19 protein-coding genes and 1 tRNA gene are annotated in these 24,448 nt (G+C 48.1%); 10 read left to right on the top strand and 10 right to left on the bottom strand.

The genetic code is table 11. From position 1 onward, the window contains the following. Window positions 1-134: 134 nt before the first annotated feature. Together tfpB and ACY2RR_RS07555 are read right to left on the bottom strand one after the other, a co-directional pair. Complete coding sequence (gene tfpB / locus ACY2RR_RS07560; protein WP_490107884.1) at window positions 135-1,931, bottom strand: type IV pilus assembly ATPase TfpB; 1,797 nt, start codon at window positions 1,929-1,931, stop codon at window positions 135-137. A 131-nt stretch (window positions 1,932-2,062) separates the two neighbouring features. Continuing rightward, window positions 2,063-2,665, bottom strand: a complete 603-nt coding sequence (locus tag ACY2RR_RS07555; protein WP_490107531.1) for a CYTH domain-containing protein — start codon at window positions 2,663-2,665, stop codon at window positions 2,063-2,065. A gap of 180 nt (window positions 2,666-2,845) precedes the next feature. On the opposite strand from ACY2RR_RS07555, the gene ACY2RR_RS07550 reads away from it, so the two are divergent. From ACY2RR_RS07550 to ACY2RR_RS07540, 3 genes are all read left to right on the top strand, one after another. After that, the gene (locus tag ACY2RR_RS07550) at window positions 2,846-3,526 is read left to right on the top strand and encodes a TIGR00153 family protein (RefSeq protein WP_490107530.1); all 681 of its coding nucleotides are present in this window, start codon (window positions 2,846-2,848) and stop codon (window positions 3,524-3,526) included. 85 nt (window positions 3,527-3,611) lie between these two features. Further along, entirely contained in the window at window positions 3,612-4,883 is a 1,272-nt protein-coding gene (locus tag ACY2RR_RS07545) for an inorganic phosphate transporter (protein WP_490107529.1), read from the top strand. Window positions 4,884-5,003: 120 nt separating this feature from the next. Further along, a complete protein-coding gene (locus tag ACY2RR_RS07540) occupies window positions 5,004-5,918 on the top strand; it encodes a hypothetical protein (protein WP_490107528.1) in 915 nt (304 codons plus the stop codon). A gap of 51 nt (window positions 5,919-5,969) precedes the next feature. On the opposite strand, the gene ACY2RR_RS07535 is transcribed toward ACY2RR_RS07540, so the two are convergent. Both ACY2RR_RS07535 and ACY2RR_RS07530 read right to left on the bottom strand, forming a co-directional pair. Then, window positions 5,970-6,062 carry a MetS family NSS transporter small subunit gene (locus ACY2RR_RS07535; RefSeq protein WP_490107527.1) on the bottom strand — a complete coding sequence of 31 codons (93 nt, stop codon included), beginning with the start codon at window positions 6,060-6,062 and terminating at the stop codon, window positions 5,970-5,972. Continuing rightward, a complete protein-coding gene (locus tag ACY2RR_RS07530; protein WP_490107526.1) occupies window positions 6,062-7,549 on the bottom strand; it encodes a sodium-dependent transporter in 1,488 nt (495 codons plus the stop codon). The genes ACY2RR_RS07535 and ACY2RR_RS07530 overlap by 1 nt, the downstream gene beginning before the upstream one ends. A 244-nt stretch (window positions 7,550-7,793) precedes the next feature. Here ACY2RR_RS07530 and ACY2RR_RS07525 point away from each other — a divergent pair, with 244 nt between their 5' ends. The 7 genes from ACY2RR_RS07525 (at window position 7,794) to ACY2RR_RS07495 (ending at window position 20,365) form a co-directional block, all read left to right on the top strand. Then, a complete protein-coding gene (locus ACY2RR_RS07525) occupies window positions 7,794-9,524 on the top strand; it encodes a hypothetical protein (protein WP_490107525.1) in 1,731 nt (576 codons plus the stop codon). A gap of 149 nt (window positions 9,525-9,673) precedes the next feature. After that, window positions 9,674-11,974, top strand: a complete 2,301-nt coding sequence (locus ACY2RR_RS07520; RefSeq protein WP_490107524.1) for a hypothetical protein — start codon at window positions 9,674-9,676, stop codon at window positions 11,972-11,974. A gap of 202 nt (window positions 11,975-12,176) precedes the next feature. Then, window positions 12,177-14,342 carry a marine proteobacterial sortase target protein gene (locus ACY2RR_RS07515; protein ID WP_490107523.1) on the top strand — a complete coding sequence of 722 codons (2,166 nt, stop codon included), beginning with the start codon at window positions 12,177-12,179 and terminating at the stop codon, window positions 14,340-14,342. Further along, window positions 14,342-14,962, top strand: a complete 621-nt coding sequence (locus tag ACY2RR_RS07510; protein WP_490107522.1) for a class GN sortase — start codon at window positions 14,342-14,344, stop codon at window positions 14,960-14,962. The genes ACY2RR_RS07515 and ACY2RR_RS07510 overlap by 1 nt, the downstream gene beginning before the upstream one ends. 128 nt (window positions 14,963-15,090) lie before the next feature. Next, on the top strand, window positions 15,091-15,948 hold the full coding sequence (focA, locus tag ACY2RR_RS07505; RefSeq protein ID WP_490107521.1) for a formate transporter FocA: 858 nt from the start codon (window positions 15,091-15,093) through the stop codon (window positions 15,946-15,948). Window positions 15,949-16,060: 112 nt separating this feature from the next. Next, window positions 16,061-17,290 (top strand): hypothetical protein, encoded by a 1,230-nt coding sequence (locus tag ACY2RR_RS07500; RefSeq protein ID WP_490107520.1) that lies wholly within the window; start codon window positions 16,061-16,063, stop codon window positions 17,288-17,290. 117 nt (window positions 17,291-17,407) lie between these two features. Continuing rightward, entirely contained in the window at window positions 17,408-20,365 is a 2,958-nt protein-coding gene (locus ACY2RR_RS07495; RefSeq protein WP_490107519.1) for an FAD-dependent oxidoreductase, read from the top strand. Between the two features lie 17 nt (window positions 20,366-20,382). Here ACY2RR_RS07495 and pth read toward each other — a convergent pair whose 3' ends face one another. The 6 genes from pth to lolB form a co-directional block, all read right to left on the bottom strand. Next, window positions 20,383-20,982: an aminoacyl-tRNA hydrolase gene (pth, locus tag ACY2RR_RS07490; RefSeq protein WP_490107518.1), complete on the bottom strand. Its 600-nt coding sequence runs from the start codon at window positions 20,980-20,982 to the stop codon at window positions 20,383-20,385. A gap of 31 nt (window positions 20,983-21,013) precedes the next feature. Further along, the gene (locus tag ACY2RR_RS07485) at window positions 21,014-21,634 is read right to left on the bottom strand and encodes a 50S ribosomal protein L25/general stress protein Ctc (RefSeq protein ID WP_490107517.1); all 621 of its coding nucleotides are present in this window, start codon (window positions 21,632-21,634) and stop codon (window positions 21,014-21,016) included. Between the two features lie 181 nt (window positions 21,635-21,815). Next, a complete protein-coding gene (locus ACY2RR_RS07480; protein ID WP_490107516.1) occupies window positions 21,816-22,250 on the bottom strand; it encodes an acyl-CoA thioesterase in 435 nt (144 codons plus the stop codon). Between the two features lie 161 nt (window positions 22,251-22,411). Then, window positions 22,412-23,353, bottom strand: a complete 942-nt coding sequence (locus tag ACY2RR_RS07475; RefSeq protein ID WP_490107515.1) for a ribose-phosphate pyrophosphokinase — start codon at window positions 23,351-23,353, stop codon at window positions 22,412-22,414. An 84-nt stretch (window positions 23,354-23,437) separates the two neighbouring features. Continuing rightward, window positions 23,438-23,512, bottom strand: a tRNA-Gln gene (locus ACY2RR_RS07470). 253 nt (window positions 23,513-23,765) lie between these two features. Beyond that, complete coding sequence (lolB, locus tag ACY2RR_RS07465; RefSeq protein WP_490107514.1) at window positions 23,766-24,431, bottom strand: lipoprotein insertase outer membrane protein LolB; 666 nt, start codon at window positions 24,429-24,431, stop codon at window positions 23,766-23,768. Between the last annotated feature and the right edge of the window lie 17 nt (window positions 24,432-24,448).

Below are 24,448 nucleotides of genomic sequence, written 5' to 3'. Positions count from 1 at the left end.
AGTACTATGAATAACCCTAATAATGATCGGTTAACCAGACCGGAACTGGCCTTACTGTTCACATCCCTTGCAGTAATGACTCTGTCGTTTGTGGCGTTAATTCACGGCGTGTAAATCAGTGAACAGTGACGAACTCAATTAAGAGTCGTCACTGGAGTTACCCGCAGAACTTCATCAATGGTCGTTAATCCCTGCGCAACTTTTTGAGCTCCACTTATGCGCAGTGTGTGCATGCCGTTTCGAATGGCTGCCGCACGCATCTTATCAACATCGGTTTTCTCACCTAATTGATCTCTTACTGCACCTTCCAATGGCATGATTTCGTAAACACCTGCACGACCACGGTAACCTGTATTCCGGCAGTTCAAACAGCCAACGGGTTTCATGCCCATTGCTGGCGGTTCTGCCACCCAGGGTTTAGTGAGTTCTTTCCACCCCTGCTCATCCATTTCTACCGGCTCTTTGCAGTCAGGACACAATGTTCTTACCAGACGCTGAGCCATAACACCCAACACTGTTGCCCGAATCAAATAATCAGGAACCCCTAGTTCCAGCAATCGGGTAATTGCCGAAGGTGCATCATTGGTGTGAAGGGTTGATAGAACAAGGTGACCCGTTAATGCTGCCTGAATCGCCATTTCAGCGGTTTCAAGGTCCCGAATCTCACCCACCATAATAATGTCCGGGTCTTGCCTTAACAGTGCCCGAACACCACTGGCAAAGGTCAGATCAATATTGTGATGAACCTGCATCTGGTTGAAAGACGGTTCAACCATTTCAATCGGGTCTTCGATGGTGCAGACATTCACCTTAGACGTTGCCAACTCTTTCAGAGTGGAATAAAGCGTGGTTGTTTTTCCTGAACCTGTTGGCCCGGTCACCAGAACAATGCCATTAGGTCTGCCCACCATCTGATGCCAACGTTTGTCGTCTTCTTTCGAAAAACCAAGATCCCGAAAACCTTTCAGCAAAACATCCGGGTCGAAGATACGCATAACCATCTTCTCACCAAAAGCAGTTGGCAGGGTTGAAAGACGAAGTTCGACCTCATTACCTTCTGCCGAACGTGTTTTCAGGCGGCCATCCTGAGGCTTGCGCTTTTCCGCAACATTCATACGACCGAGTATTTTCAAACGGCTGTTAACAGCTGCCAGAACCTGGGCTGGCATATCGTAAACAGTGTGGAGAACGCCATCTATGCGGAAACGGATATGCCCCTTATCTCGTCGAGGCTCTATATGAATATCACTGGCCCGCTGGTCAAAGGCGTACTGCAAAAGCCAGTCCACAATATTGATAATGTGCTGGTCATTGGCATCGGGAGTCTGGGCATCACCCAGTTGCAGTAGCTGCTCCAGGTTTCCGGTATTGATGGCATTAATACCGCCTTCACGGCTGGCACCGGTGATAGATTTAGCCAGTTTGTAAAACTCACCGGTATAACGGCGAATCTCAGCAGGGTTACTGACGACCCGCTTAATTTCCCGGCGGTTGATATGTTTAAGATTATCTTCCCAGCCCTTGTGCCACGGCTGCGCACTGGCCACGAGAATTTCTTTCTCATTCACTTCCACAGCCAGAATCTGGTGTCGCTCGGCATAAGCCAATGACATCAGGGGAGTGACTGAGGCTGCGTCAATCTTCAGAGGGTCGATATGGTAATAAGGCTGGTTGGAGCTATCCGCCAGCCAGCGAGTCAGCGTATCCAGATCCAGAGTTCTACCGGGGCTTTTCTGGTTAGCCAGATCCAATTCAGCCAGATATTCCAGAGGGTGAAGCTTGGCCTGGCTGGCATTACGCCGGCGAGACAGAATATCCTGGCTCTGGCCGCTGTTAAGCCAGCCATCCTGAACCAGCCCCTGAACTATCTGGGATAAATCAAGCAAGTGGCTGCCAGACTCATGACTGCTGATCTTCGAACTTCCGGCCATCCTGTGGCCGGACTGCCTGTTCTGTTCGGTATTCTTATGATTTTGTCTTCTTTCCACAGCCTGATTCCAATGGATACGGCGGATATTATTTACTTTCTAAAGTACTTTTTATTAATTGTAGGAGCCTACCCTCAGCCTCCAGCCTCGGCAAGCTGATATCCCCGCTCGGCCTTGCTGATATTTTCCGCTTTAAGCTCCACCAGCTTGCCCAGTTCATCTGCCAAAGATGTTAAAGCGGATTCATCGCCTTCCTTAAGTTCCAGTTCCAGTTCGGAAATGGGTTGGGACTTCCCTCCAGCCCTGATTTCTCCCCGGTCCAGAGCCAGCTCAATAAGAGCTCCCTGCCACTGGAAATCAATAACTTTTCGCTCAAAGTCTGTGGTAAAAACAGGCTTCAGGTTCGTTATATCAACCCCCTGAAGAGACTCTGGCCATACATTGGCCAATCGATCACCATCCAGTTTATTGCCTTCAAGCTGCCACTCCCACTCTCCGCGTCGGCTTAACCCATTTACGCTGACACCTTTGGTTTTCAGGGTCTGAATATAAACCCCATTTTTCTCCCTGATGCGCAAAGCGACCCGGTGTTGGTTCAACCTTTCATCGGGAGTATCGAAATAAGTATTCTTCAGATGAAGGGTAACAACAGGCTGGTCTGCCAGACATGCCGCTTTCAGCACTTTCTGATGATCGCTGGCCGCCAGACTCAATTTCAGCTCAACTTCATGGCCCATAAACAAATAACTCTTAAAGTTTAAAAATGACTACGTCACAGAATGTAGTGATTTATCAAGGAATTATCAGATCATTAGCCATAATACTCGCTCCCCATCACATCCTTTTACACAATTTTTCAGCCCTCCGTGAAAACGCTTCCTATAATCTCGGTTCAATAACAACTACTGCCTTTGCCGATGACAACAAGATACTTGCTGTCCAGCGTGTTCGGACGCTCCCCCATAGGACCAATTAAACAACATATAGCCAGCGCCCACGGAGCGGCCGCGCTTTTGGAACCATTCTTTCAAGCGGTAATGAAAGAGGACTGGCAGGAGGTTGAATCTTATCAAAAACGCATCGTCGAACTCGAAGAAGAAGCTGACGAAATCAAAAAACAGGTTCGTCTCTCTCTGCCAAAAAGCCTGTTTCTCCCTGTTCCCAGAACAGATCTTCTGGATCTCGTTACCGTTCAGGACAAGGTGGCCAATCGGGCCAAGGATATCGCCGGAATCGTACTGGGTCGGCAAATGGTATTTCCCGCCGAACTGCAGCAGGATTTCATGCACTTTGTCAGACGCTCTGTAGAAGCCTCTGCTCAGGCGCTGAGGGCTATCAATGAACTTGATGATCTTCTGGAAACAGGGTTTCGTGGCCGGGAAGCTGACATCGTTGAAACCATGATTGAAGAACTGAACGCTTTGGAAGCCAGCACTGACAAACTCCAAATCGATGTTCGCCGCCTCTTATTTGCCCGAGAGAAAGAATTGCCTCCTGTGGACGTAATGTTCCTCTATCAGGTTATTGAATGGGTTGGCGATCTGGCAGACAGAGCCTCCCGAGTAGGCGGATATCTGCACATGCTTCTGGCTCATTAATAAACCCATTGGTTAGTGAATTGAAACAGTAATCGGAGTTCTAAAGACAGAGCTCTGGAGTTGCGGCCCTTAAGGTGTGGTTCTGATGTCGATCATCGCGGAATATGGCGTAGCCCTGTTAAGCCTTGCATGCTTCTTTGGTTTCTTTATGGCCTGGGGTGTGGGCGCTAATGATGTTGCCAATGCCATGGGAACATCTGTTGGTTCAAAAGCGCTAACAATCAAACAGGCCATTATTATTGCTATCCTGCTTGAATTTGCAGGTGCCTTTCTGGCAGGTGGCTCTGTGACAGCCACAATTCGCAAAGGCATTATTGACCCCACAATGCCAGAGTTACTGGCGAATCCGGAACTCCTTATTTACGGAATGCTGGCAGCGCTTCTCGCTGCCGGAACCTGGCTGCTGATTGCGACTCACTATGGTTGGCCGGTTTCAACAACTCACTCCATTGTTGGAGCTATTGTAGGATTTGCCGTCGCAGGAATCGGAACTGACGCTGTGAAATGGAGTAGCGTGCTATCGATTGTTGGTTGCTGGATTGTTTCACCGCTTTTCTCGGGGATGTTGTCACTACTTGTCTTTACTTCAATCCAGAAGTTAATACTGAATACCCGGGATCCTTTCTATAGCGCAAAACGATTTATCCCGATTTACACATTTCTGGTCGGATTTATGATCGCTATGGTTACGCTGAAAAATGGTCTTAAACACCTAGGGCTTGATCTGAACCATGTCGAAGCCACTCTATTCTCTGTTTTGATCGGTTTGATTCTCACCGCACTCGGCATGCTGGCTCTTACCCGTATCCATAAAGACAAAAAAGCCGACCGTGATTTTCATTATTCCAGTGTTGAAAGAATATTTGGCACGATGATGATTTTCACAGCTTGCGCCATGGCCTTTGCCCACGGCTCTAACGATGTTGCCAATGCTGTCGGCCCGCTGGCTGCGGTGGTTCATGTTGTTGAGAGTGGCGGTAATATCGCCACACACACTCCTATGCCAAGCTGGGTTTTAATGCTGGGAGGGGCAGGAATTATTTGTGGTCTGACAACTTACGGCTACAAGGTTATGGCCACCATCGGTAAACACATCACCGAACTTACTCCAAGCCGTGGCTTTGCGGCTGAGCTCTCTGCAGCATCAACAGTTGTTCTCTCCTCAGCGACCGGCCTGCCGGTTTCCACAACTCATATTCTTGTGGGTTCTGTATTAGGGGTTGGACTGGCAAGAGGCATTGGGGCCCTGAATCTACAGGTAATCAGCACAATCTTCTTATCTTGGCTGGTGACATTACCCGCAGGTGCTTTTTTGGCGATTGCATTCTTTTATCTGTTTCGGGTTATTTTTGGCTGAGTTCGTCAGTAATCATAACAAGGGCAAACAGTTAACCTGACCTATTGAGAAGTAGAAGCAACTTAATAGTACGGGAAGTAATCCAAAGTCACTGTTGTAACTACTTCCAGGGATAGAACTATGCAATCAGTTCAGGGATCAGGACAAACTCCTCAAGCAGTTTCTTATGCTTTGCGTCCCCAGCAAACAACAAAGAAAGAGCAACACATACCAAAGATAGAGTGTGGACATTGCCTAAAGCATCAATTTAATAGGGATCTTGCCAACCGTAAGCTTATGGTCTGCTCAGATCCAGAAGAACTTACCAGTCTCTATAACGGGTTTATAAAACGAGAAAAATCTCCAAGCGGGCTGCAGCAACTAAAAGAAACGATGGAGCTAAAATGCGCCACAGTTATAGCGACAAAGTATCTTGACAAGATTGCCAGAAAGTCTCCTTTAGGAAGAACCGCTCTCTGTACACATGAAGCTGTTGAAGCCAGAGAAAAACTTATCCGGACTTTGGCTATACGACTAAATCCACATATCACCATTGAACACGTGTACGAAGCGTTGCAAGGAATTCTCGCAACTCAACATACAATTGCTTGCGATCTTTTATCAGAGGTTGATGCGGATGACCTGATTGCAGGAATTGAAAATTACATTGGCCCACTGTTAACCCACAATACACAACCAATTATTTTTGCCCTTCTCCTCCAGTATCGCGTTGAGGCTGGTATACCAGAAGCGACTGATAGCATAAATCAGGAACTGAGATATCAATTAAGGGATATTTCGGCTAAAGCATTAGCCAATATTCTTGGCGAAAAATACCGCACAATGGAGGAAGGTGACGAGCAAGACATAATTTTAGAAATGCTCGATGATACCGCCCACTCAGGCTTACATGCGTTTCTTGAAGATCATTTTCCTGAGGAAGTTCAGAAGGCTCTCGGTTTTGGTATTAACCCAGGCACCTTAGGCCGCTATCTGTCACAAACCAGCTTCATAATTCAACTAAGAGCGAATCTCAGCGACTCTGCAACCCCATAAACAATCAAGCCCAGAGAAAATCTGGGCTTGATTGTTTCAACAATGATCTTGTTAACGATTCATCGCCTTACGAATACAGAACGCCGCGCCGCCCCAAGTCACACCCAAACCAAACACCATCATAATAATTGCAGAAACAGTCATTACTGAGCCTCCATTGCCAGAGCAGAATTGTTAGAGCGACGAGACAGAACAACAGCAATCACAAGCATCACCGCCAGCACACCCCAGCCACAAACCAGAATGGCTGCATCGCTGTAACCACCATAGTTCTCAGTGGCAGCAGTCATAAGGTTGGTACCTACAATCGCAACCAGAAAAGCGCTGCTCACGAAGCGAATGCAAATATCCCACCAGCGACCAATCGCAAAATCAGAACGCTCGTTAGTGTATTCCCGGAAGGTAGAAGGCTTCAGAATCCAGCCAACAACCAACAACTGAATCAGGCAACTGCTCAGAATAGCGATGTTATTGATAAAGTAATCCACAACATCCAGCAGCAACAAACCACCATTAGTTGCAAACAGTAAAGAAATGATTGCACCAGCGCCGCAAATAACTGTTGCTGTTTTCTTACGGCTCCAGCCTGTTTTATCAATAAAGGCTGAAGTGATGGCCTCCATGATAGAAATATGCGAGCTGACACCCGCAACAACCAAAGCACCAAAGAACAGAGGGCCCAACAACCATGGAGCAGGCAACAGGTTAATAGCAGTAGGAATGGTGATAAAGGCCAGACCAACACCAGAGCTAACCACTTCATTCAGAGGTACACCCTGCTGTGCCGCCATGTAACCCAGTACTGCAAAGATCATCACACCCGCCAGCATTGAGAAACCACAGTTAATCAGTACAGTCATAAAGGCGTTATTGTTGATATCAGACTTCTCAGGCAGGTAGCTGGAGTAAGCGATCATGATCGCGAAACCAACACTCAGGGTGAAGAAGATCTGACCAAAGGCAGCAGACCAAACCTTAGGATTAGCCAGAGCACTGAAATCAGGCTGGAACAACCAATTCACGCCATCTACAGCACCTGGCAACATCAGTACACGTAAAGTCAGGCCAATAACCATCAGGAACAGAATCGGCATCATGATCTTGCCGAAACGCTCAATACCGCCCTTAACACCAGTCACCAGTGCAGCATAGGTAATCCCCCAGGCCAGCATCAGCGGCAGAACAATGTGCATCTGTAGAGAGCCTAATGACAGAGGAGAGTTGTCACCAAGCTTCAGGTATTCAGAGAAGAAATAAGTGTTGGCATCTGCCCCCCAGCTCTGGGTGAAGGAGAAGCCAAAATAAGAAATCGCCCAGCCAATAACTGCCACGTAGTAAACAGCAATCACGGCAGCAATAAGAACCTGGAACCAACCCAGAATTTCAAGACGGGGCATCAGTTTACCCAAGGTGCCAGGGGCTGCCTCGCGATATTTATGACCCAGAGAGAAATCAAGAATCATGAAAGGAATACCCGCCGCCAGCATGGCGATCAGGTAAGGGACGAGAAAAGCACCACCGCCATTCTCATAGGCCATATAAGGGAAACGCCAGATATTTCCCAAGCCGATTGCGGAACCAACTGCCGCTAAAATAAATCCTGCGCGTGAACCCCACTGTTCCCGTTTCATCGCAACTACTTCCTTATGCCCAAAGGCAACTACAAAGGCAAATAACTAAATCTCATCTGCGAGAGAGCAAACGAGAAAATTTTCGAGCCGCGATGTCGTGGTAACGAGCGCTTATCTTCCAACAGGGGTGGCGTCAGAAGCATAAGACGGCGGTCCCATCGGGTAGAGGGAACCAATATGGTGCATAGTCCAAAAAAACATGAATAAAAACAATACCTAAAAGAACCTCTTAGCATAAAAAATTATGTTTTTTTTCAACTCCTGCTCAGGGCTTATTCCTTCTTTTCCCGCCATTCCCAGAGAGCACAGCCTTTCACCCGCTGCTGTTCCAGTCATCCTCTTGACTCGCACCTATTCCTCTCTGGTCGATAACCCAGAAGCAATGGGGGTGATTATGTCTGGCATCAAAAAGTACATGCAGGGTCTGAGTTATCTGATCGTTCTTCTGGCCATGGTTGAAATAACCACAGCAACGGCCATGGATGACCGTCAGGACGACCTGATGATGGAGCTGGAGCGCCAAAACATGCAGATGCGCCAGAAGCATCTGACCAGGCAATTCGATCAATTTGCAGGCTGGTTCTCTCCCCGGGAACTCAATCAGATGAATACCGAGCAGTCAGGTTTGCCTCTGGACAAACTCCACCCCCGGCAAACCGTTGCTATCCATGACTTTTTATCCTCAGCCCTGAGCCCTCTCGGATACTTGCGGCTCAGCAGCCTGATCAGACTGCAAAAAGTTCAGGGGGAAATGAAGGGTTCTGGCAGTTCAATGCCCAGCAGACTTATACTGCAACAGGATGAAAACAGCAGAAGTTTGATGATCCAGGGGCCAACCGTCTCCCTTGAGATGATGGGCATGGATGATAACTGGCAGATCAACAGCCTGGGCATCGCCCAGTGGCCAAGCCAGATCCCACCAGCTCCGCAGCCAGACCTCAGCTCACCAGATATCCATTACCCCTACATACGCTGGCACGAATCCACAGGAGAGAATGTTCTTGGTCAAACGGTGCCATTGGTTATTCAAGCGTTGAATGCTCTGCCTGATATGGCCCGCAAGAATGCCTGTGCAGGAGAAGCCTCAACAGAAGCTCAGTGCACTATCACAGATATTCAAACTCTCGATATGGAAGCTATGGTTTCCGTCGTCAATATCAATGCCAAAGGGCGTTATCTGCTGCAAAACCTGATGATGGTATTGAAGAGCCATCTCGGTGGTACTGTCAGTCAAAGCAAGAATCTGATGTTTTCCTGGGCGGGAGATCTGCCCTCCACTGAAGAACAAAATCCCCAAAGCCTCCTGCTCAACCTCAGTGATGAAATGGGTCTCTGGCAGGTTTTAATTACAGGGAATAAACCCGCCGAAGGGTTTTCTGGACTGCCTGCCAATGGCGTGTTCATTGCCTTCAACAGCAGCGGACTGAATTCTCTTTCCCAGTGGCAAGGTATGAGAACCTCAATGCCCATGCCTCAGCCGAATTCAGACATGATGTCTGCACCCATGATGCTGAAAGAAACTGCACAGAATGAAGCAGCACCATCAATGATGCCAGAAGTGACTCTTGCCGGTGGCATGCAGAACATGATGGACGAAGGGCAGCCTACATGGTTGAAAAAACCAGTATTCCTTAACGGTATGGCTCTGTCTCTGGGTTATATGGGAAAAACTGTTACTACAAGAGCTCCGCTGGAACCCGTTGTTGAAGTAAAGCGAGATGGGCGCCCACACCGGAATATTCGGGTCACGTTGTCTATTACTCTTCCCGACGCTGAGGAGCCTTGGTTAAAAGAGTTTCCTCTCAACTTTGACAGCCGAACTGAAGACTACCGCTCCTCTATCCGCCTGCCTGCAAACATGGCAGGAAAAGAAATCACCCTTACTTTCAGCGCCCATGAACCGGGAACCCGTTACGAAGGTATTTATGAGTACCAGGTTGTAGTAAACGGCAATAAGCGATCACCCACCATGTAAACTTGCACCGGCGTACACGATTAGGCATCTTGTAGTTTCTGAATGGTTTTCCAACATGCAGTTTCAGACGGTGGCCATGCCTGCTGACCCGCATTACAGCGTCCCACCAAACAGCTTGAACTTAACAATAAAAACAAAAAGGAATTGCCATGTACCGTGCGACGCTCTGGGCAAGCACAGCCATCTTACTTGTTGGCTGTAAGCTGCCTGGTGACTTTCCTGAGCAGGAAGCTCTCTGCTCATTCGACAATGAACGTGAACAACTCCGAAGCGCCTCCGCAGCCAGCACTCCCAGTCCAGTTATCAATACTGTGGAAGTGAACGGCGTCATTTATAACTTAATGGCCGGACAGATTCCTGCTCTCTCTCCCGGGGATACTGTCACCTTACGAGGTTCTGGACTGGGATCAGGCCCTGATATCGACTTTACCAAAATCATGATTGATAAAAGCCGGGTTCTGGAAACCGACCTGACGATGTACGAACAAAAGCTGGCTATCAGTGATGAGGTGAATTACGAAACAACAAAGGTTGTTGATAACTGGGACAAGGATATCCTTTCCTGGCAAGACCATGAGGTGAGCTTCACCGTTCCCGTTCATGTAGCCAATGGTGAAACTGAACTAACTCTGCAGATTCAGAAACGGGATGGTTATAACGAGTCTTATATTCGCCCCGGTGAACCACATAATATTATTGATGCTATAACCCGCCGTATTATCAGTGACGACTTCGAGCACAACTGCGATGTTGTCTCAAAGCTTTCCGATACACCATACGGCACAAGCTTCAAGGTTCAGGTAAGCAACCCGGACTTTGATGAGCTGGTTCGTAAAGGACGGGAAGTTTTCTGGTCCTATGATTACAACCTTGGCCTGGCTCATCAGTTTCGGGATTTGAGCTGGGATGCCATTTTCCAGTATCGGTCTATCGACCCGGTCAAAGGTGGAACCGCTTACGATCTTGAAAACCTGTTTGGTGCTTTTCCAACGAATACCGGTGAAGTACCAGAGGAGGCCATAAAACCGGTTTACTTCGACCGTTACCCCATGCCTACCCCCATTCCAGGTTTATTAGGAACAGGGCCGCAGAAATTCAGCGGTGAAACAAGAAACTCTGGTTGGGCTGGATACCGTTACGCCGAAGCCGTAGACCCGTTTGATGGCCCTGGATCCTGGATTGGTTTTAACTGTGCGTCCTGCCATGGCAACCGAATCACCTGGGAGACAGCTCCCGGACAAACAGTCACAAAAGTCGTTCCCGGACTTCCAAATCCCAAATGGTCAATGAAGTGGTCGATTCTTCAGCACAAACAAGGACTAACCACTAAGACCTTTGAAGGTATTTATGCTGACGAAGATGGTCCGATCTGGATGCCTGGCAAAAAGAAAATTGCTAAAGATCTATTGGTTTACCATATGCCTCAGGGAGCAGGTGAACACAATCTGATTCGAATTGTTGGTGAAGGATCAGAAACTGATAACGACTACCAGTTCTCTCCAATCGCTATTCCTAACGTAACCCATTACACCGGTATACGTCGTTCGTTGTCACATACGGAAAGTTATGTGGGTTTTGAAGGCTCCTACATTCACTCCGAAGAACCCGACGGCGCTATGGGTTCGATGTACGCTGATCCTTTAAAAGCCCTGACAGCCTATATGACTACTCTGGATCAGTATGATGATGAACTTCGTAATGTTGGTCTTTATCGCTGGCTAAAACATAAGGGGTTGGCTCAGGATGATGTTCCCTGGTCTGAGGGGGCATTTGTACAGGCTGGCTGGCAAAACATTCCCTCGGTTAATGCAGCAGTGAGCCGTGGTAAGCAAACTTATGACAAAGCCTGCGGCAGCTGCCATAGCGATAAGGTTGGCCTGCACACTAATGAGCAAATGCTGCCACTGTCTGAAGTAGGCCGCTTCTTTGCTCCAACCATTTACCAGAAAAACCAGCAATCCATTCGGGTAACATTCCTGCGGGATATTTACTGGACCCAACAACGCGGCCTTCTGTCCGATGGGCACGTCCGTAATATTGAAGACCTGGTTAACCCACAACGGTGCCAGGAAGGATCTCCCCTCTATAACCGCTATTACACACTGCACCCGGCGTATAGCGACACCAGCAAATCCTTCCCGGATGAAATTGATCCTTATCCATCCATTAACCGCCGCGGCGATGTATTCCGGGTACCTGTTCCGATCATAGAAAAGAAAGACGACATTAACCAGCAGCGTAAGCGGTTTATAAAACGTCACAGGTATTTTGTTCGTCCGGACTTTGATGACCAGAACTTTTACTGGGACTTCCAGAAGATGCGCAGAGAGTGGGGTAAAGATGAGTTAGGTGCACCAGAACCTATTGGTCTGCCAGCGACACCTCATCCATGGTGTACAGAGAATTCTGAACAAATTGATGATCTGGTGAGCTATCTGCTGACATTATAAAAACTGCTCGTAATCCCGAGAAAAGCCTCCATCTGGAGGCTTTTTCTTTACGTGCATCTACAAATCATCCAGAACATTCAGTAGCCCTGTGCATAATTCGCCACAATTGATTCTTCATTGATCACTTTTCATCCTGAAGAGTGCCAGAAAAATTCGGTTCAATAGATCCAGATTATTTATCTGGGGAAGGAGCCGAAACTACGTGTCATCTACAACTCTCAAAACACAACAAACTGATTCACTATCATTCTTTGCTATAGCACTTGCTCTGCTTTTAGGCTTTCAGGTCATCAACCTTGAAGCCAGCGATAATATCGAGCAATACATCACTTTGGCTGAAGTTGAATCCGGTCAACTGCTGTATAAAACCGGCGACAGTGGTCAATACCACATGGCCATTTTACAGGCGAGTGAAGCTGATATTTCTATCACCGGTATGATTGCTCAGGTCAAACTCACCCAAACGTTCACTAATACTACCGACAATTGGCAAGAAGGAATTTATGTATTCCCCCTACCTGACGATGCGGCTGTTTACCAAATGCGCATGACCATTGGCGAACGAATTATTGAGGGGCAGATTAAGGAAAAACAGCAGGCCAAAAAAATCTACCAGCAAGCGGTTAACAGCGGCAAGCGAGTGGCTCTGGTGGAACAGGAGCGGCCAAATATGTTCACCACAAGTGTTGCGAATATTGCTCCTAAGGACACAATATCTGTCACTCTCAGCTACCAGCAAACTGTTCAATATGATCGGGGGCAATTTAATTTACGCTTTCCGATGACCATTACCCCTCGCTATATACCAGGGCAACCAATAGCACCTGTCCCCACGGAAGAGATCATTGTTAATCCAGGCTCCGGCTGGGGATTTCCAACCCATCAGGTGCCAGATGCTGACCGCATTACTCCACAAGTTCACCTTCCAAGCTTATCGCCAGAACACATACAAAACCCTATGCGCCTTAACGTTATGTTGGAAGCTGGAATGACTTTGGCCAGAATTACCAGTCCTTCTCATACTTTAAAAACCACGCATGCCGACAATGCTTACCAGATAACACCTGCCAACATGATTGTGCCAATGGACAAAGATTTTATCTTGAGCTGGCAACCCACACCGGAAACCACACCTGAAGCAGCTCTATTTGTAGAAAAAAACCTGACTCCCTCGAACCCGCTATTGGAAAATGAGCAGCACGTGCTCTTAATGCTAATGCCTCCTCAAAACTCCTTACAAACACAACGCATTGCCAGAGAGATGGTCTTTATTATTGATACTTCAGGCTCCATGGGAGGAGTATCCATTCGTCAGGCAAAGCAAGCATTGGAAACCGCAATCAAACGCCTTTCTCCTCAGGACCGGTTCAACATTATCGAATTCAACTCCAGCTTCAGCTTACTTTACCCACAGCCTGTCATGGCTGATCACAATAATACCCGCCGGGCTCTGTCGTTCATTCGTTCCTTGAAAGCCAACGGCGGCACTGAGATGGCTCCAGCCCTGCAGGCCGCACTTACCGAACAAGGTGAAACACCCAAGGACTACATCCGGCAAGTTGTGTTTATTACCGATGGTGCTGTAGGTAATGAAGAGGCGTTATTTCAGCAAATCCAGCAACAATTGGGCAGCAGTCGCCTGTTTACGGTAGGCATCGGTTCTGCGCCCAACAGCTGGTTTATGCGTAAATCTGCGGAAGCCGGTCGAGGTACCCATACATGGATAAATAATGCCAATGAAGTAGCAGAGAAAATGTCAGCATTGTTTCAGAAACTGGAATCCCCTCTGACAACAAATATAACTCTGCATTGGCCTGAAGGGTTGCAGGTAGAAATGTTGCCTTCGCGTATTCCAGATCTTTATGCTGGCGAACCAATAATCGTCAGTGCTCGTATTAAAGGACAAGCTGCAGAAAATAAGTTCACAATAACCGGAAGAAACGGGTCTCGTGACTGGCAACAACAGCTATCCCAGAGCAATGCAGCTCAAAGCACAGGTGTAGCCAGGCTATGGGCCAGAACAAAAATCGAACAACTGGAAGATGGGAAAACTCGTGGCGAAGATCCAGAAAAAGTGCGCGACAAAGTTCTGCCCCTGGCTCTTAAAAATCAATTGGTCACCAAATACACAAGTTTTGTTGCTGTTGACCAAACACCATCACGCACAGCAGAAGCATTACAAAAGAAAACCATAATCCCAAACACAGCCCCTGAAGGCCAGACACCTCAATTGCAGGCTATGAAAAGCCATGCCTGGCCGCAAACAGCCAATGGTACGGGCCTCGATCTGATTGCAGGATTACTGGCTATCTTAGCTGCATTGATGCTCAGCTATCACTCCCACCGGAAACAGGGTGTGCAGGCCTAATGGATAATATCAGAACCCCGGCCATAAACATGACAACACGAAAACTGCTCTCACTGGTGCTTATTGCTACACTGCTGGCAGTAGCTACATGGCAATTGGGACGTGCAGGGTACATTCATACCAAAGCACAACTGGCTCAGTACCTTATTGCTGCAGCATGGCAACAGTCTCTTGAGCAACCAGAAACATTCGTTCCACCCTGGCAATGGGCTGATACTTGGCCTGTGGCCAGATTGTCTGTTCCCCGCTTGGGTGTTGATCAATATGTGCTTGCCGATGCCAGCGGGCAGGCACTGGCTTTCGGGCCGGGTATGTTACCCCGTACTCATAATACTGAAACCAAAATTATCAGTGGTCACAGAGACACCCACTTTAAATTTCTCAAAGATCTTCAGCTGGACGATCAACTCCACCTGCAAGGAGCAAGCGGTGTATGGCAGAGGTATCGGGTAACTCACATACAGGTAATAAATATTACTCAGCAGCCACTACGAGTTGCCAATACAGAAGGGCTGATACTGATTACCTGTTACCCATTTAACGCACTACAGGCCGGTGGATCGCTTCGTTACGTCGTGAGCCTTCACAAAATTCCAACATCATCCACAGGCTTAACTTAATAATAGTTTTTTTACGTATTTTGTTGAATCCACATCCAGCTTATTGTTTGCGCATTAAATGAACAAATAATGGCTGGTCGCTACCGTTACCTTGACGAAACGGCCGTAATCTCTCCCCCAGATAAGACATGCCTATGACTTCAAACGCTTTAGAAATCGGAGTGCGCTCCCCTTATGCAATGGCCGAGCTAGGCGAACAGGTTGCCCTGGGCAAGGCATCTAAAGCTCCTGCGAAAACCTTTGCTCTGGCTATTATGGCTGGAGTGATGATTGCTCTTGCCGGTGTTTTCTACACCACGGTTTCTGCTGGCTCTTCTGCCCTTCCCTACGGGCTGGCCAAGTTTATCGGCGGCATTTCTTTCAGCATGGGTCTGATGGCTGTTGTTCTGTGTGGGGCAGACCTGTTTACCAGCAGTACTCTGATTACTATTCCTGTTGCCAGTCGCAAAGTTAAAGTCGCAACCATGCTCAAGAACTGGGGCGTTGTTTACGCAGGTAACCTGATTGGTTCTCTGCTGATGGTTGCAATGATCATCTACACCGGCCAGTGGGAAGGTGGTCACGGCGCTATCGGTTCATCGGCCCTTTATATTGCTAACGCAAAAATGGGCCACTCTTTTGGTCAGGCACTGGTTCTGGGCATCCTCTGCAACCTGATGGTGTGTCTGGCTGTATGGATGAGCTACAGCGCCCGTACTGCAAGTGGCAAAATGATGGCCATGATTCTTCCTGTTGCCATGTTTATCGCTTCCGGTTTTGAGCACTCTATCGCCAATATGTACCTACTGCCTATCGGCCTGGCTATCAAAGCTGTTGCCGCTCCTGAGTTCTGGAGCGAGATTGGTAAAACCGCTTCCAGCTTCTCGAACATCACTTTCGACAATATGATCTGGAAGAACCTTATCCCGGTAACCATCGGCAACATCATCGGTGGTGGCATTATGATTGGCCTGTTCAACTGGGGTGTATTCCTCAAAAAAGACTGATCTACTGCCTTTTGGAGCAGGCCTCAGCGCCTGCTCTACTCCCCCCTCACTCAGCTTCTCTGTCATTATCTCTATACTGTTCTGAAACGACATACTCTGGCAGGGAAGGCCAATGTTTCATTCTTTGGGAAAAATGCCTGGGTCAACTCAGCAAGAGTTTGCTGATAACCTCGGTAAGCTGGAAAGCTGTGGCGGTTCCAAATCAAAAATGGAACTCAGCAGAGATAAAATGGGACACGTTGTTGTCACCGTTTACCCTGAACGCTCCATTATTCGATGGCTGAAAAACACATTCTCAGGCAACCGGCGGGATATTCTTAATACTCTTCATCTTCAGGCTATTGAGTACGCTTCCCAGCCAACACCTTTGGCTCTCAGGGTTGCCAAAGATATCAGCAGTGGCGTTATCCCACGAGTAAATGCTCAGGAAAGAACCAAGTACTCCGAATCAGCAGTCTCAATGCGCTCTAAGGAGCAAGAGTTCAAGTACGCTCAGCATGAACTTCTGCAGCAGGTTAGGCAATTCAAGAACCAGCCCGATCAAATGCTGCCAGCAGATATGGATTCCTTTATACAGCACTATTTCACGGTTTCCTTTCTACAACCTGGCATGGTTTCGCCTGAGGCTGTCGATCTATACCAGCAGCTGGCTGATCACCCTTCCTTTACCGGATACGCTCTTGCTTATAACAACTGCTGCAGCATAGCGACCGAAAACCGGTTGCAGTATCTGGCAGAACTCTTGAGCGACAGTGACTTCGACCAACAAATGGAAACAGCACTCAATACGCCAAACTCACAGGCTGGTGCAGCTATCCGCCAACACCTGCAGATGCCATTAAAACGAGCGAAACTTAACCCATCAGGGCAAGTTGACCATCAGGAGTTAATACAACTTCAGAGATGGGAAGACCGAGTTGATTCCCACACCTTTGGCGTGTTCAAAGAACTACAGGGTGACGTGCAAAAAACTTATACGGATTTAAAGCTTAAATCAGGGGCTCAGGCAGTTATCAATTTTGACATTGATAAGTGTGAAACACTTATGGAGCAGGTGAGAGTTGAGCAGGAATATATAGCCAATCCAAAGCACCATAAACTGGATAGAGATCACCACCAGCTATACCTTGACGGTCTCAAGCCCCGAATCGATTGGAATACTGAACAGGTGAAATCTGCTGTAGAAAATCTACAGCAGATTAATAGGCAATTGAGCGGAAAATGGCAGCCTGAAACCCTGCGCACTGAAGGACTATTCGCAAGAGGTTTTGCAACCTACTACCGAAAGCTCGAAGATATTCAAGCCATGGCTATCAGGCAGGGGCTGCTTACAGACGGGTAATCAGGCTTTGTATTAACTGCCTTTAAGCCCTTAAATGCCAAACAACTGACACTTTCTCAGGTTTTATTTCTGACCGTATACACTTCCCTAGAAGGAGCTTAATTCAGGGAAGAAATAATGTTCAGAGCCTCAAGCCACCAACCGGTCACTTTTGCCCATAACCTTGATCAGATAGAGCTTGCCAAAGGCTCCAAGGGGCGTCTCGATATAGGTACAGACTCTCAGGGTCGAGTCGTTGTTAAAATGGCTCCAAACTGGTCTCTGGTACGCTGGTTGAAAAATACTCTCGGGAATCAGAAAGCCAAACAGGCTTTGCACGATCAGGCCTTGCTGGCTTTGCAAGCTTCAGAAACTCCTGCTACCACCCCGCTAAAAGAGCGCCTGGTAACCGATATACGTAGTGGCACTTTCCCGTTTATGAATAGAAATGAACAGGCCAGTGTAGGGGCGTTCGCTGAAACTTATCTTCTGCTCCCCTTAGGTACAGCAGAGAAAACAGCCAAACAGGAAATGGCTCGCTTACAAGCCAAGTTACCTTCTGTCAGTGTTGCTGATACCAGGCACTTTATGAGAGCAGTCCAAAGTTGTGCTCTGCAAAACCCTGAAGTAGCAAAAGACTTTACTGCATTTAGCGCTACCCTGGAGCAGCATTTTGAAGACACTCTGCAGAGACGCCTGTATGACCAGACTTCTATAGATATAACCAGCAAACTTCTCGAGGACTTCGAAACCCACGCTCCCGAATCGTTCCAGCAAATCGTGACAGGATTTCAAGCTTATGATCAAGATTACCCACACCTGAAAGCCTATGTTAAGGATCTGAAAAATAAAGCGGACCAAAAGCACTCAGCAACCGGTGACAGGCCTGATCACTTCACCAAACACGATGTTGACGCTCTGAAGAAACTTGCTCCACAATCTCCTGTATACAACAAGGTAACAGTCGCTCTTGGAGATGCATTACAGTCTGAAGAAATCAGAAATGAATTTTCTGACTCCCAAAATCTGCTACGTCATTTAAATACCCCAAAACTGAAGAAAAATATCGATAAAGCTCAGAAGCTTTGGCTCGAAATGGCCAAACCAGATCTTCCCGAACCACAAAGGCAGGCCTTGAGAGATCAGAGAAATCGACTGCTCAAGAAATTACAACCCAGTCTGGCTAGAGCAGCAGAAGCTCGTGCACATCTGCATACTATCAATTCGACTATTGGCCGAAAATGGGCGCCAGATGTTCTAAGAAGCTCATCATTATGTGGTCCAGGCGTTAACCAAACCTATAAGCAGCTTGAAGAGGTTGAAAAACTAGCCGGACAAGTGATGTACGATGCTCAACTTCAATTTATGCACGACTCTCACAACAGCAAACCGAACCACCCTAAAGTTGTTATCGAGGGCGGCGGGCCAGTCGGCTTGATCTCAGCCATGCGCCAGTACGAGAAAGGTGGCGATGTTGTTGTTCTTGAGCAGCGGGACACTCTCTACAACCGCCCACAGATTGTTCGTCTGGATAACCAATGGATTAAAGACCTTCGTTATTATCTGGGTGAACAGTTTGATGAATTATTTGCCCCAGAATCCGGGAAAACCAAACTTCAGCCAGATGGTTCAACCCATATAGTGACCAAAGCTCTTGAAGAAGCCCTGCATAAACGACTTTCTGAACTGGTTGCCTCTGACCCTCATGACCCACCACGTATCCAGAGACTGGCTGCTCACGAACTCTCCGGTGTTGAGCCACCGGAGCAACCAGGGGGGAAATACCGGATCAAAGCAGAATACAAAAGCAAGTATGATCCAGGAGCCGCCAAAAATCCTAAACAGCAGCTTGAGGAAGTGTTTGAAGCCGACCTGTTGATTTGTGCTGGCGGTAAAGAAAGCCCAACCAGAAACAAGTTCCTGAATCACTGCCCGGTCACCCACCCTAAACAGTATGGCGTGGCGTCATGGGAAGGATCTATCAACAATGATCGTCTGGAAACCTTTCCAGCATTTCAGGATGTGCTGGCCACCGATGCGGAATTCCAGGATAACTATCGCGCTCAGATTCATGAAGCTCTGCATCCGTTCACGGGTAATCTGGGAATCCTTTTATCGAGCAATGCCCGGAAAGACCTTGTTCGCGCTCTGGGTTTAACTGAAGGTGATCTCCGCCCTCTACTCGACACAGTTCCAGAAGATGACAAAGCTTTATTGAACGAAGTTATCGATGACCTTAAAGCAGGGCGCATCGATAGAGATACACCTGACCTGAATGACATGCTCACTGCAATCAATGATGAGGTTTGCCAACTGCGAACCTTCGAGAACCGCAACCTCATCTACCTCGGTATGGAGATTCCAGGCCCAGTACATGACTGGATGGAAACTGTTGGTTCGAACCTTAAAGATGCTGATGAAAAGAAACAAATTCAAAAGTTGTTACGCCAGCTATGGTTCCAGACAGCTGGAGAGAAACAAGGCTTTGCTAAAAAGCTCGGTGTAACTCACGCACAAATGAATAAACAGTTCGCCACAACGTTCCCCGTTGCACAGGAAAAGCCTCTCGATGACTTCACCGTTGTTAAAGGACAGCATGGCGGCCCATCCCTGACAGTTGCAGCATCAGGGGATGCAGCTACCAGCCCCCACTTTATGACATATAGTGGCCTGACTGGTGGTCGGGAAACCATTGATGCGCTTTGTTCCTTCACAGATAAGGTTGCCAGTGGCACGACACCTCGTGAAGACGTAGACCATAAACTGAAAGAAGATTACGACCGGACATCTAAATTTATTCTCTACAAAGGAAGTAACTTCCTTACAGAGAGGGATGAAAACGGTGTGAAAGAGTCTCTGAAAGAAAATGCCAGAAAAGAAATAGTTGCCCTAGGCGACACAACAAGCACCGGCTATCAAGTTGTCAAAAACCGTGGTGATTCCTACGTTCTAAATAAAGGTGCAAGCACATTCACTATGACCATTGACGAAAACGGAAGAATTCAGGCTAAGAAATTCAACACTGCTACAGGGGAAATTAAGGATATGGGAGAGTTTTCCACATTCAGGCACTTCGAGCTTCAATGCCTTAATTAAAGCTCTTTATGGCAGCTTCAGGCTGAGAATGTATGAAGCTGCTGAACAGCCTTCGCCCAGGAGCCACCCATGGCTTCTGGCATAATTCGCGCAGACTCATCAATTGCTTCACGAATCTTACGATCTTCTTCCCGGGAAGGCTTATTCAGCACATAGCCAACAACTTTGCTGCTATCACCAGGATGACCAATCCCAAGCCGTAGACGGTGAAAGTTCTTATTGTTGCCAAGGCTGCTGATAATATCCCGCAAACCGTTATGGCCACCATGGCCTCCGCCCTGCTTCAGGCGTGCAGTTCCAACAGGAATATCCAGTTCATCGTGAGCAACAAGAATTTGTTCAGGAGAGATGCGGTAAAAATTTGCCATTGCGGCAACCGCCTGACCACTGCGATTCATAAACGTGGTCGGAAAGAGCAGACGGACACCCCTGCCTTGCAGAGATATCCGAGCTGTCAGCCCGTGAAATTTCTTCTCGGGCTGAAGAGTGACACCGGCAGAGCGGGCCAACTCTTCAATAAACCAGACGCCGGCATTGTGGCGTGTATCATCGTATTCGCGGCCCGGGTTACCCAGGCCAACAATCAATTCTATGGAAGCATCAGCTGCCTTAGCCACGAGTATCCTGCCTCAATGCCAGTTGTCTAACTTATTCTTCGCCTTCGGCTTCTTCGCCTTCAGCTTCTTCTTCGCCACCGCGAGGAGCGTTGATGCTCACTACTGGCAGGTCGTGATCTTCGCCGTGAGCCAGCTGAGTCAGAGTTACGCCAGCAGGTACGGACAGGTCGGACAGGTGCAGGGAAGCACCCAGTTCAACAGCAGCCATGTCTACTTCGATGAACTCAGGCAGATCAGCAGGCAGGCAGCGTACTTCTACTTCCTGCAGGTTGTGGGATACAGCACCGCCAGCTTTAACACCAACAGAAGTTTCTTCGTTGATGAAGTGCAGAGGTACAGAAGTAGTTACTTCGTGAGCAGCGTCAACACGCAGGAAGTCCATGTGCATAGCATCGCCACGAGCAGGGTGACGCTGAACGTCCTTCAGCAGAGCTTGCTGGCTCTTGCCATCTACAGACAGAGTCACGATAGAAGAGTAGAAAGCTTCGGACTCCAGAGCTTTACGTACAGCTTTGCCTTCCAGGGTAACCTGTACAGGAGTAGATTCACCACCGTAGATGATGGCAGGAACCAGGTCAGCGTGGCGCAGGCGGCGGCTCGCACCTTTCCCTACGTCCTTACGCGCTACAGCGTTCAGAGTAAATTCGGACATGATAGTCTCCAATTGGATTTAAGCATGGGCAGAACCGCGACCAGATCCACCCGAAAAACAAGCGGCGTATGATAACGGCTCGCAGCATGTTTGCCAAACGATCCTGAGGAATTATTACCCTGATTTTTGGTGGTTCTCCGTAACAACAATCGGCGCGGGCTAGGGTTTCCCCCTTAACACCTTACGCTGTTACAGTTTCCGCACTCTCCAGTGCCTGAAAAACAGCCTCTGGCATATTCGCTCTTTTACCCTGACCGTAATTGAAACAGACTATTTTTCCGCGCCCTTCAGCCACAACCCGATTCATTTTCTCACTGACCACAGTGTATTTGTGAACAAAGCTGTCTTCCGTTAATTCCTCAATCTGAATGCCAATATAGACCGTATCAGGATATGTAAGAGGCGCTTTGAAGCGGCAGCTGGTTTCGGCAAGGATGGGGCCAACCTGGTCACGCTTCATGTAATCCATAAACTTCAATTCTTCGAAGTGCGTGATCCGGGTATTCTCAAAGTAACGGAAATAAACCGTGTTATTCACATGGTCAAAGGCATCCATCTCTCCCCAGGTGACTTTATGGCTATAGATGCAGATATGGTCTCGTAACAGTGGATGCATAACGACTCTCTCCCTAGCTTATAATTCTTGTGCCCCACTCTATAGCCTTCATTCTCAGACAGCATTTGCCGGGAATGACAATTCCATCAACATAAAAAATTGCACCCACAAAAAAGCCCGACTTATAGCCGGGCTTTCAGAATCAATTATCAGCGTTCACATTAACGGAACATGGCACTGATAGATTCAGCATTGCTGATACGACGCACGGATTCAGCAATCAGAGGAGACATATCCAGAGCACGAATCTTGTCGATCGCCTGAGCAGCAGGGCTCAAAGGAATAGTATTGGTAATAACCAGCTCATCCAGCTCAGCATTGGTTACATTTTCCAGTGCGCGACCAGACAGAACCGGGTGGCTGGCATAAGCAACAACCTTGATAGCACCTTTGGCCTTCAGGGCTTTCGCAGCCATGCACAGGGTTCCGGCGGTATCGACCATGTCATCAACCAGGATACAGGTGCGGCCATTCACATCACCGATGATGTTCATAACTTCCGCACGGTTCGCTTCTGGGCGACGCTTGTCGATGATGGCCAGATCAGTGTTCAGATGCTTGGCGAAAGCACGGGCACGTACAACGCCACCGTGGTCAGGAGAAACAACCATAGTGTTTTCAAAACCGCGACGCTCAATATCGTCCAGCAGAACAGGGGAGCCGTAGATGTTATCTACAGGAATATCGAAGAAGCCCTGAATCTGGTCCGCGTGCAGGTCTACAGTCAGAACACGGTCAACACCAACGCTGGCGATCATGTCGGCAACAACTTTGGCGCTGATAGGCACACGGGAAGAACGTGGACGGCGATCCTGACGGGCATAACCGAAATAAGGCATAACGGCAGTAACACGCTGGGCAGAAGAGCGACGCATGGCGTCTGCCATTACCAGCAGTTCCATCAGGTTATCGTTAGTTGGGGAGCAGGTAGACTGAATGATGAAAACGTCTTTACCACGAACGTTTTCCTGAATCTCTACAGCGATTTCACCATCACTAAAACGGCCGACCGAGGCCTTGCCGAGAGGAATATGCAGATGGTCAACAACTTTCTGAACAAGTTCCGGGTTAGAATTCCCGGCGAACACCATCATTTTAGACACGACAAATACCTTGGATCATTGCATGGGTGAAATAGGCCAAGCTCCGGGAGTATTGCTTACATGACGGCATGATACAGATAAGTATGGCTGGGGTGGCAGGATTCGAACCTGCGCATGACGGGATCAAAACCCGTTGCCTTACCGCTTGGCGACACCCCATCTATCTTTCACAAAGTAGCGTCTTTAATATTATTATTTCGCACCCGAATGCTGGAAGATTACACCGACACCCGAGACAACTGCAACCTGCTCTGAAATCTCCAAAGCAACTTGCAATACTAGGAAGACGATCTTGCAGCGATTCGGAAGAGTCCGTCTCCCGAAGGCGGCGCTACTCTACTGTTCACATGCTCTTCTGTCAAATCCAAAAGACCACCAAAAGACCGAAATCACTCTATGGTCAAACGCAAAGTTAGCTGTTCAAAGACCACTCACGGATAGAAAAAATCACCCTGACACCATCCCGCTCAGCCTTGATCTTTTCGGGCAATCGCACACCCTTCACATTACGGTAACTACCATACACCACTCGCCAACCATTTTGCTGCAACTCGGCAAGATAGCCCTGAGCATTCAGAACCCGTACATAATCTTCTCCGGGTGCCGGAATGCCACGAAGCCAGTAGTCCAGTGAAGAGAAAGGTAGAATCCACCCGGTCTGGCGGTACAGAAGTTCTTCTGCAGAAGTGGCACTTACCGGATCCTGCCCCGGCACATCGAGAGTAATTTTTCGGGAGCTGCCAACTTCCCCCTGCCCTTCAAGCCGGGCAAGTGTCTGCCCAAGAGGGCCAGACATATAAATAGAAAATGCTGCGGGGGAACGATCCCAGCGAATAGTCACAGCACCGGACTGTTCTTTGGTAACAACTCCAGCCCGTCCGCGAACTTCCCACTGAGTTATAGCTTTGGCTCTTGCATGGTTGTTTTGCCAGGCTTGCTGCAGAGCTTCATCAGAAAGTACTACTTCAGGCTTTTCAGGTGGCCCACCTGCACACCCGGCAAGAAACAGTACTGCCAGAAAAGAAACCAGCGCACTTGCGCTGGATATTGAAAACCGGGGAAACAATTTTTTACTCATAAAAATTAGCCACTAAA

It is taken from the genome of Parendozoicomonas sp. 2304DJ65-17, assembly GCF_058148445.1.
Note: the sequence above shows the minus strand (reverse complement) of the source record. Positions and strands in the feature narration are given on the sequence as shown.

What these genes read in the sequence shown, in the direction of transcription:
- tfpB (WP_490107884.1), bottom strand. Translation starts at nt 1,931, where the DNA reads ATGGCCGGAAGTTCGAAGATCAGCAGTCATGAGTCTGGCAGCCACTTG.
- ACY2RR_RS07555 (WP_490107531.1), bottom strand. Translation starts at nt 2,665, where the DNA reads ATGGGCCATGAAGTTGAGCTGAAATTGAGTCTGGCGGCCAGCGATCAT.
- ACY2RR_RS07550 (WP_490107530.1), top strand. Translation starts at nt 2,846, where the DNA reads ATGACAACAAGATACTTGCTGTCCAGCGTGTTCGGACGCTCCCCCATA.
- ACY2RR_RS07545 (WP_490107529.1), top strand. Translation starts at nt 3,612, where the DNA reads ATGTCGATCATCGCGGAATATGGCGTAGCCCTGTTAAGCCTTGCATGC.
- ACY2RR_RS07540 (WP_490107528.1), top strand. Translation starts at nt 5,004, where the DNA reads ATGCAATCAGTTCAGGGATCAGGACAAACTCCTCAAGCAGTTTCTTAT.
- ACY2RR_RS07535 (WP_490107527.1), bottom strand. Translation starts at nt 6,062, where the DNA reads ATGACTGTTTCTGCAATTATTATGATGGTGTTTGGTTTGGGTGTGACT.
- ACY2RR_RS07530 (WP_490107526.1), bottom strand. Translation starts at nt 7,549, where the DNA reads ATGAAACGGGAACAGTGGGGTTCACGCGCAGGATTTATTTTAGCGGCA.
- ACY2RR_RS07525 (WP_490107525.1), top strand. Translation starts at nt 7,794, where the DNA reads ATGTTTTTTTTCAACTCCTGCTCAGGGCTTATTCCTTCTTTTCCCGCC.
- ACY2RR_RS07520 (WP_490107524.1), top strand. Translation starts at nt 9,674, where the DNA reads ATGTACCGTGCGACGCTCTGGGCAAGCACAGCCATCTTACTTGTTGGC.
- ACY2RR_RS07510 (WP_490107522.1), top strand. Translation starts at nt 14,342, where the DNA reads ATGGATAATATCAGAACCCCGGCCATAAACATGACAACACGAAAACTG.
- focA (WP_490107521.1), top strand. Translation starts at nt 15,091, where the DNA reads ATGCCTATGACTTCAAACGCTTTAGAAATCGGAGTGCGCTCCCCTTAT.
- ACY2RR_RS07500 (WP_490107520.1), top strand. Translation starts at nt 16,061, where the DNA reads ATGTTTCATTCTTTGGGAAAAATGCCTGGGTCAACTCAGCAAGAGTTT.
- ACY2RR_RS07495 (WP_490107519.1), top strand. Translation starts at nt 17,408, where the DNA reads ATGTTCAGAGCCTCAAGCCACCAACCGGTCACTTTTGCCCATAACCTT.
- ACY2RR_RS07485 (WP_490107517.1), bottom strand. Translation starts at nt 21,634, where the DNA reads ATGTCCGAATTTACTCTGAACGCTGTAGCGCGTAAGGACGTAGGGAAA.
- ACY2RR_RS07480 (WP_490107516.1), bottom strand. Translation starts at nt 22,250, where the DNA reads ATGCATCCACTGTTACGAGACCATATCTGCATCTATAGCCATAAAGTC.
- lolB (WP_490107514.1), bottom strand. Translation starts at nt 24,431, where the DNA reads ATGAGTAAAAAATTGTTTCCCCGGTTTTCAATATCCAGCGCAAGTGCG.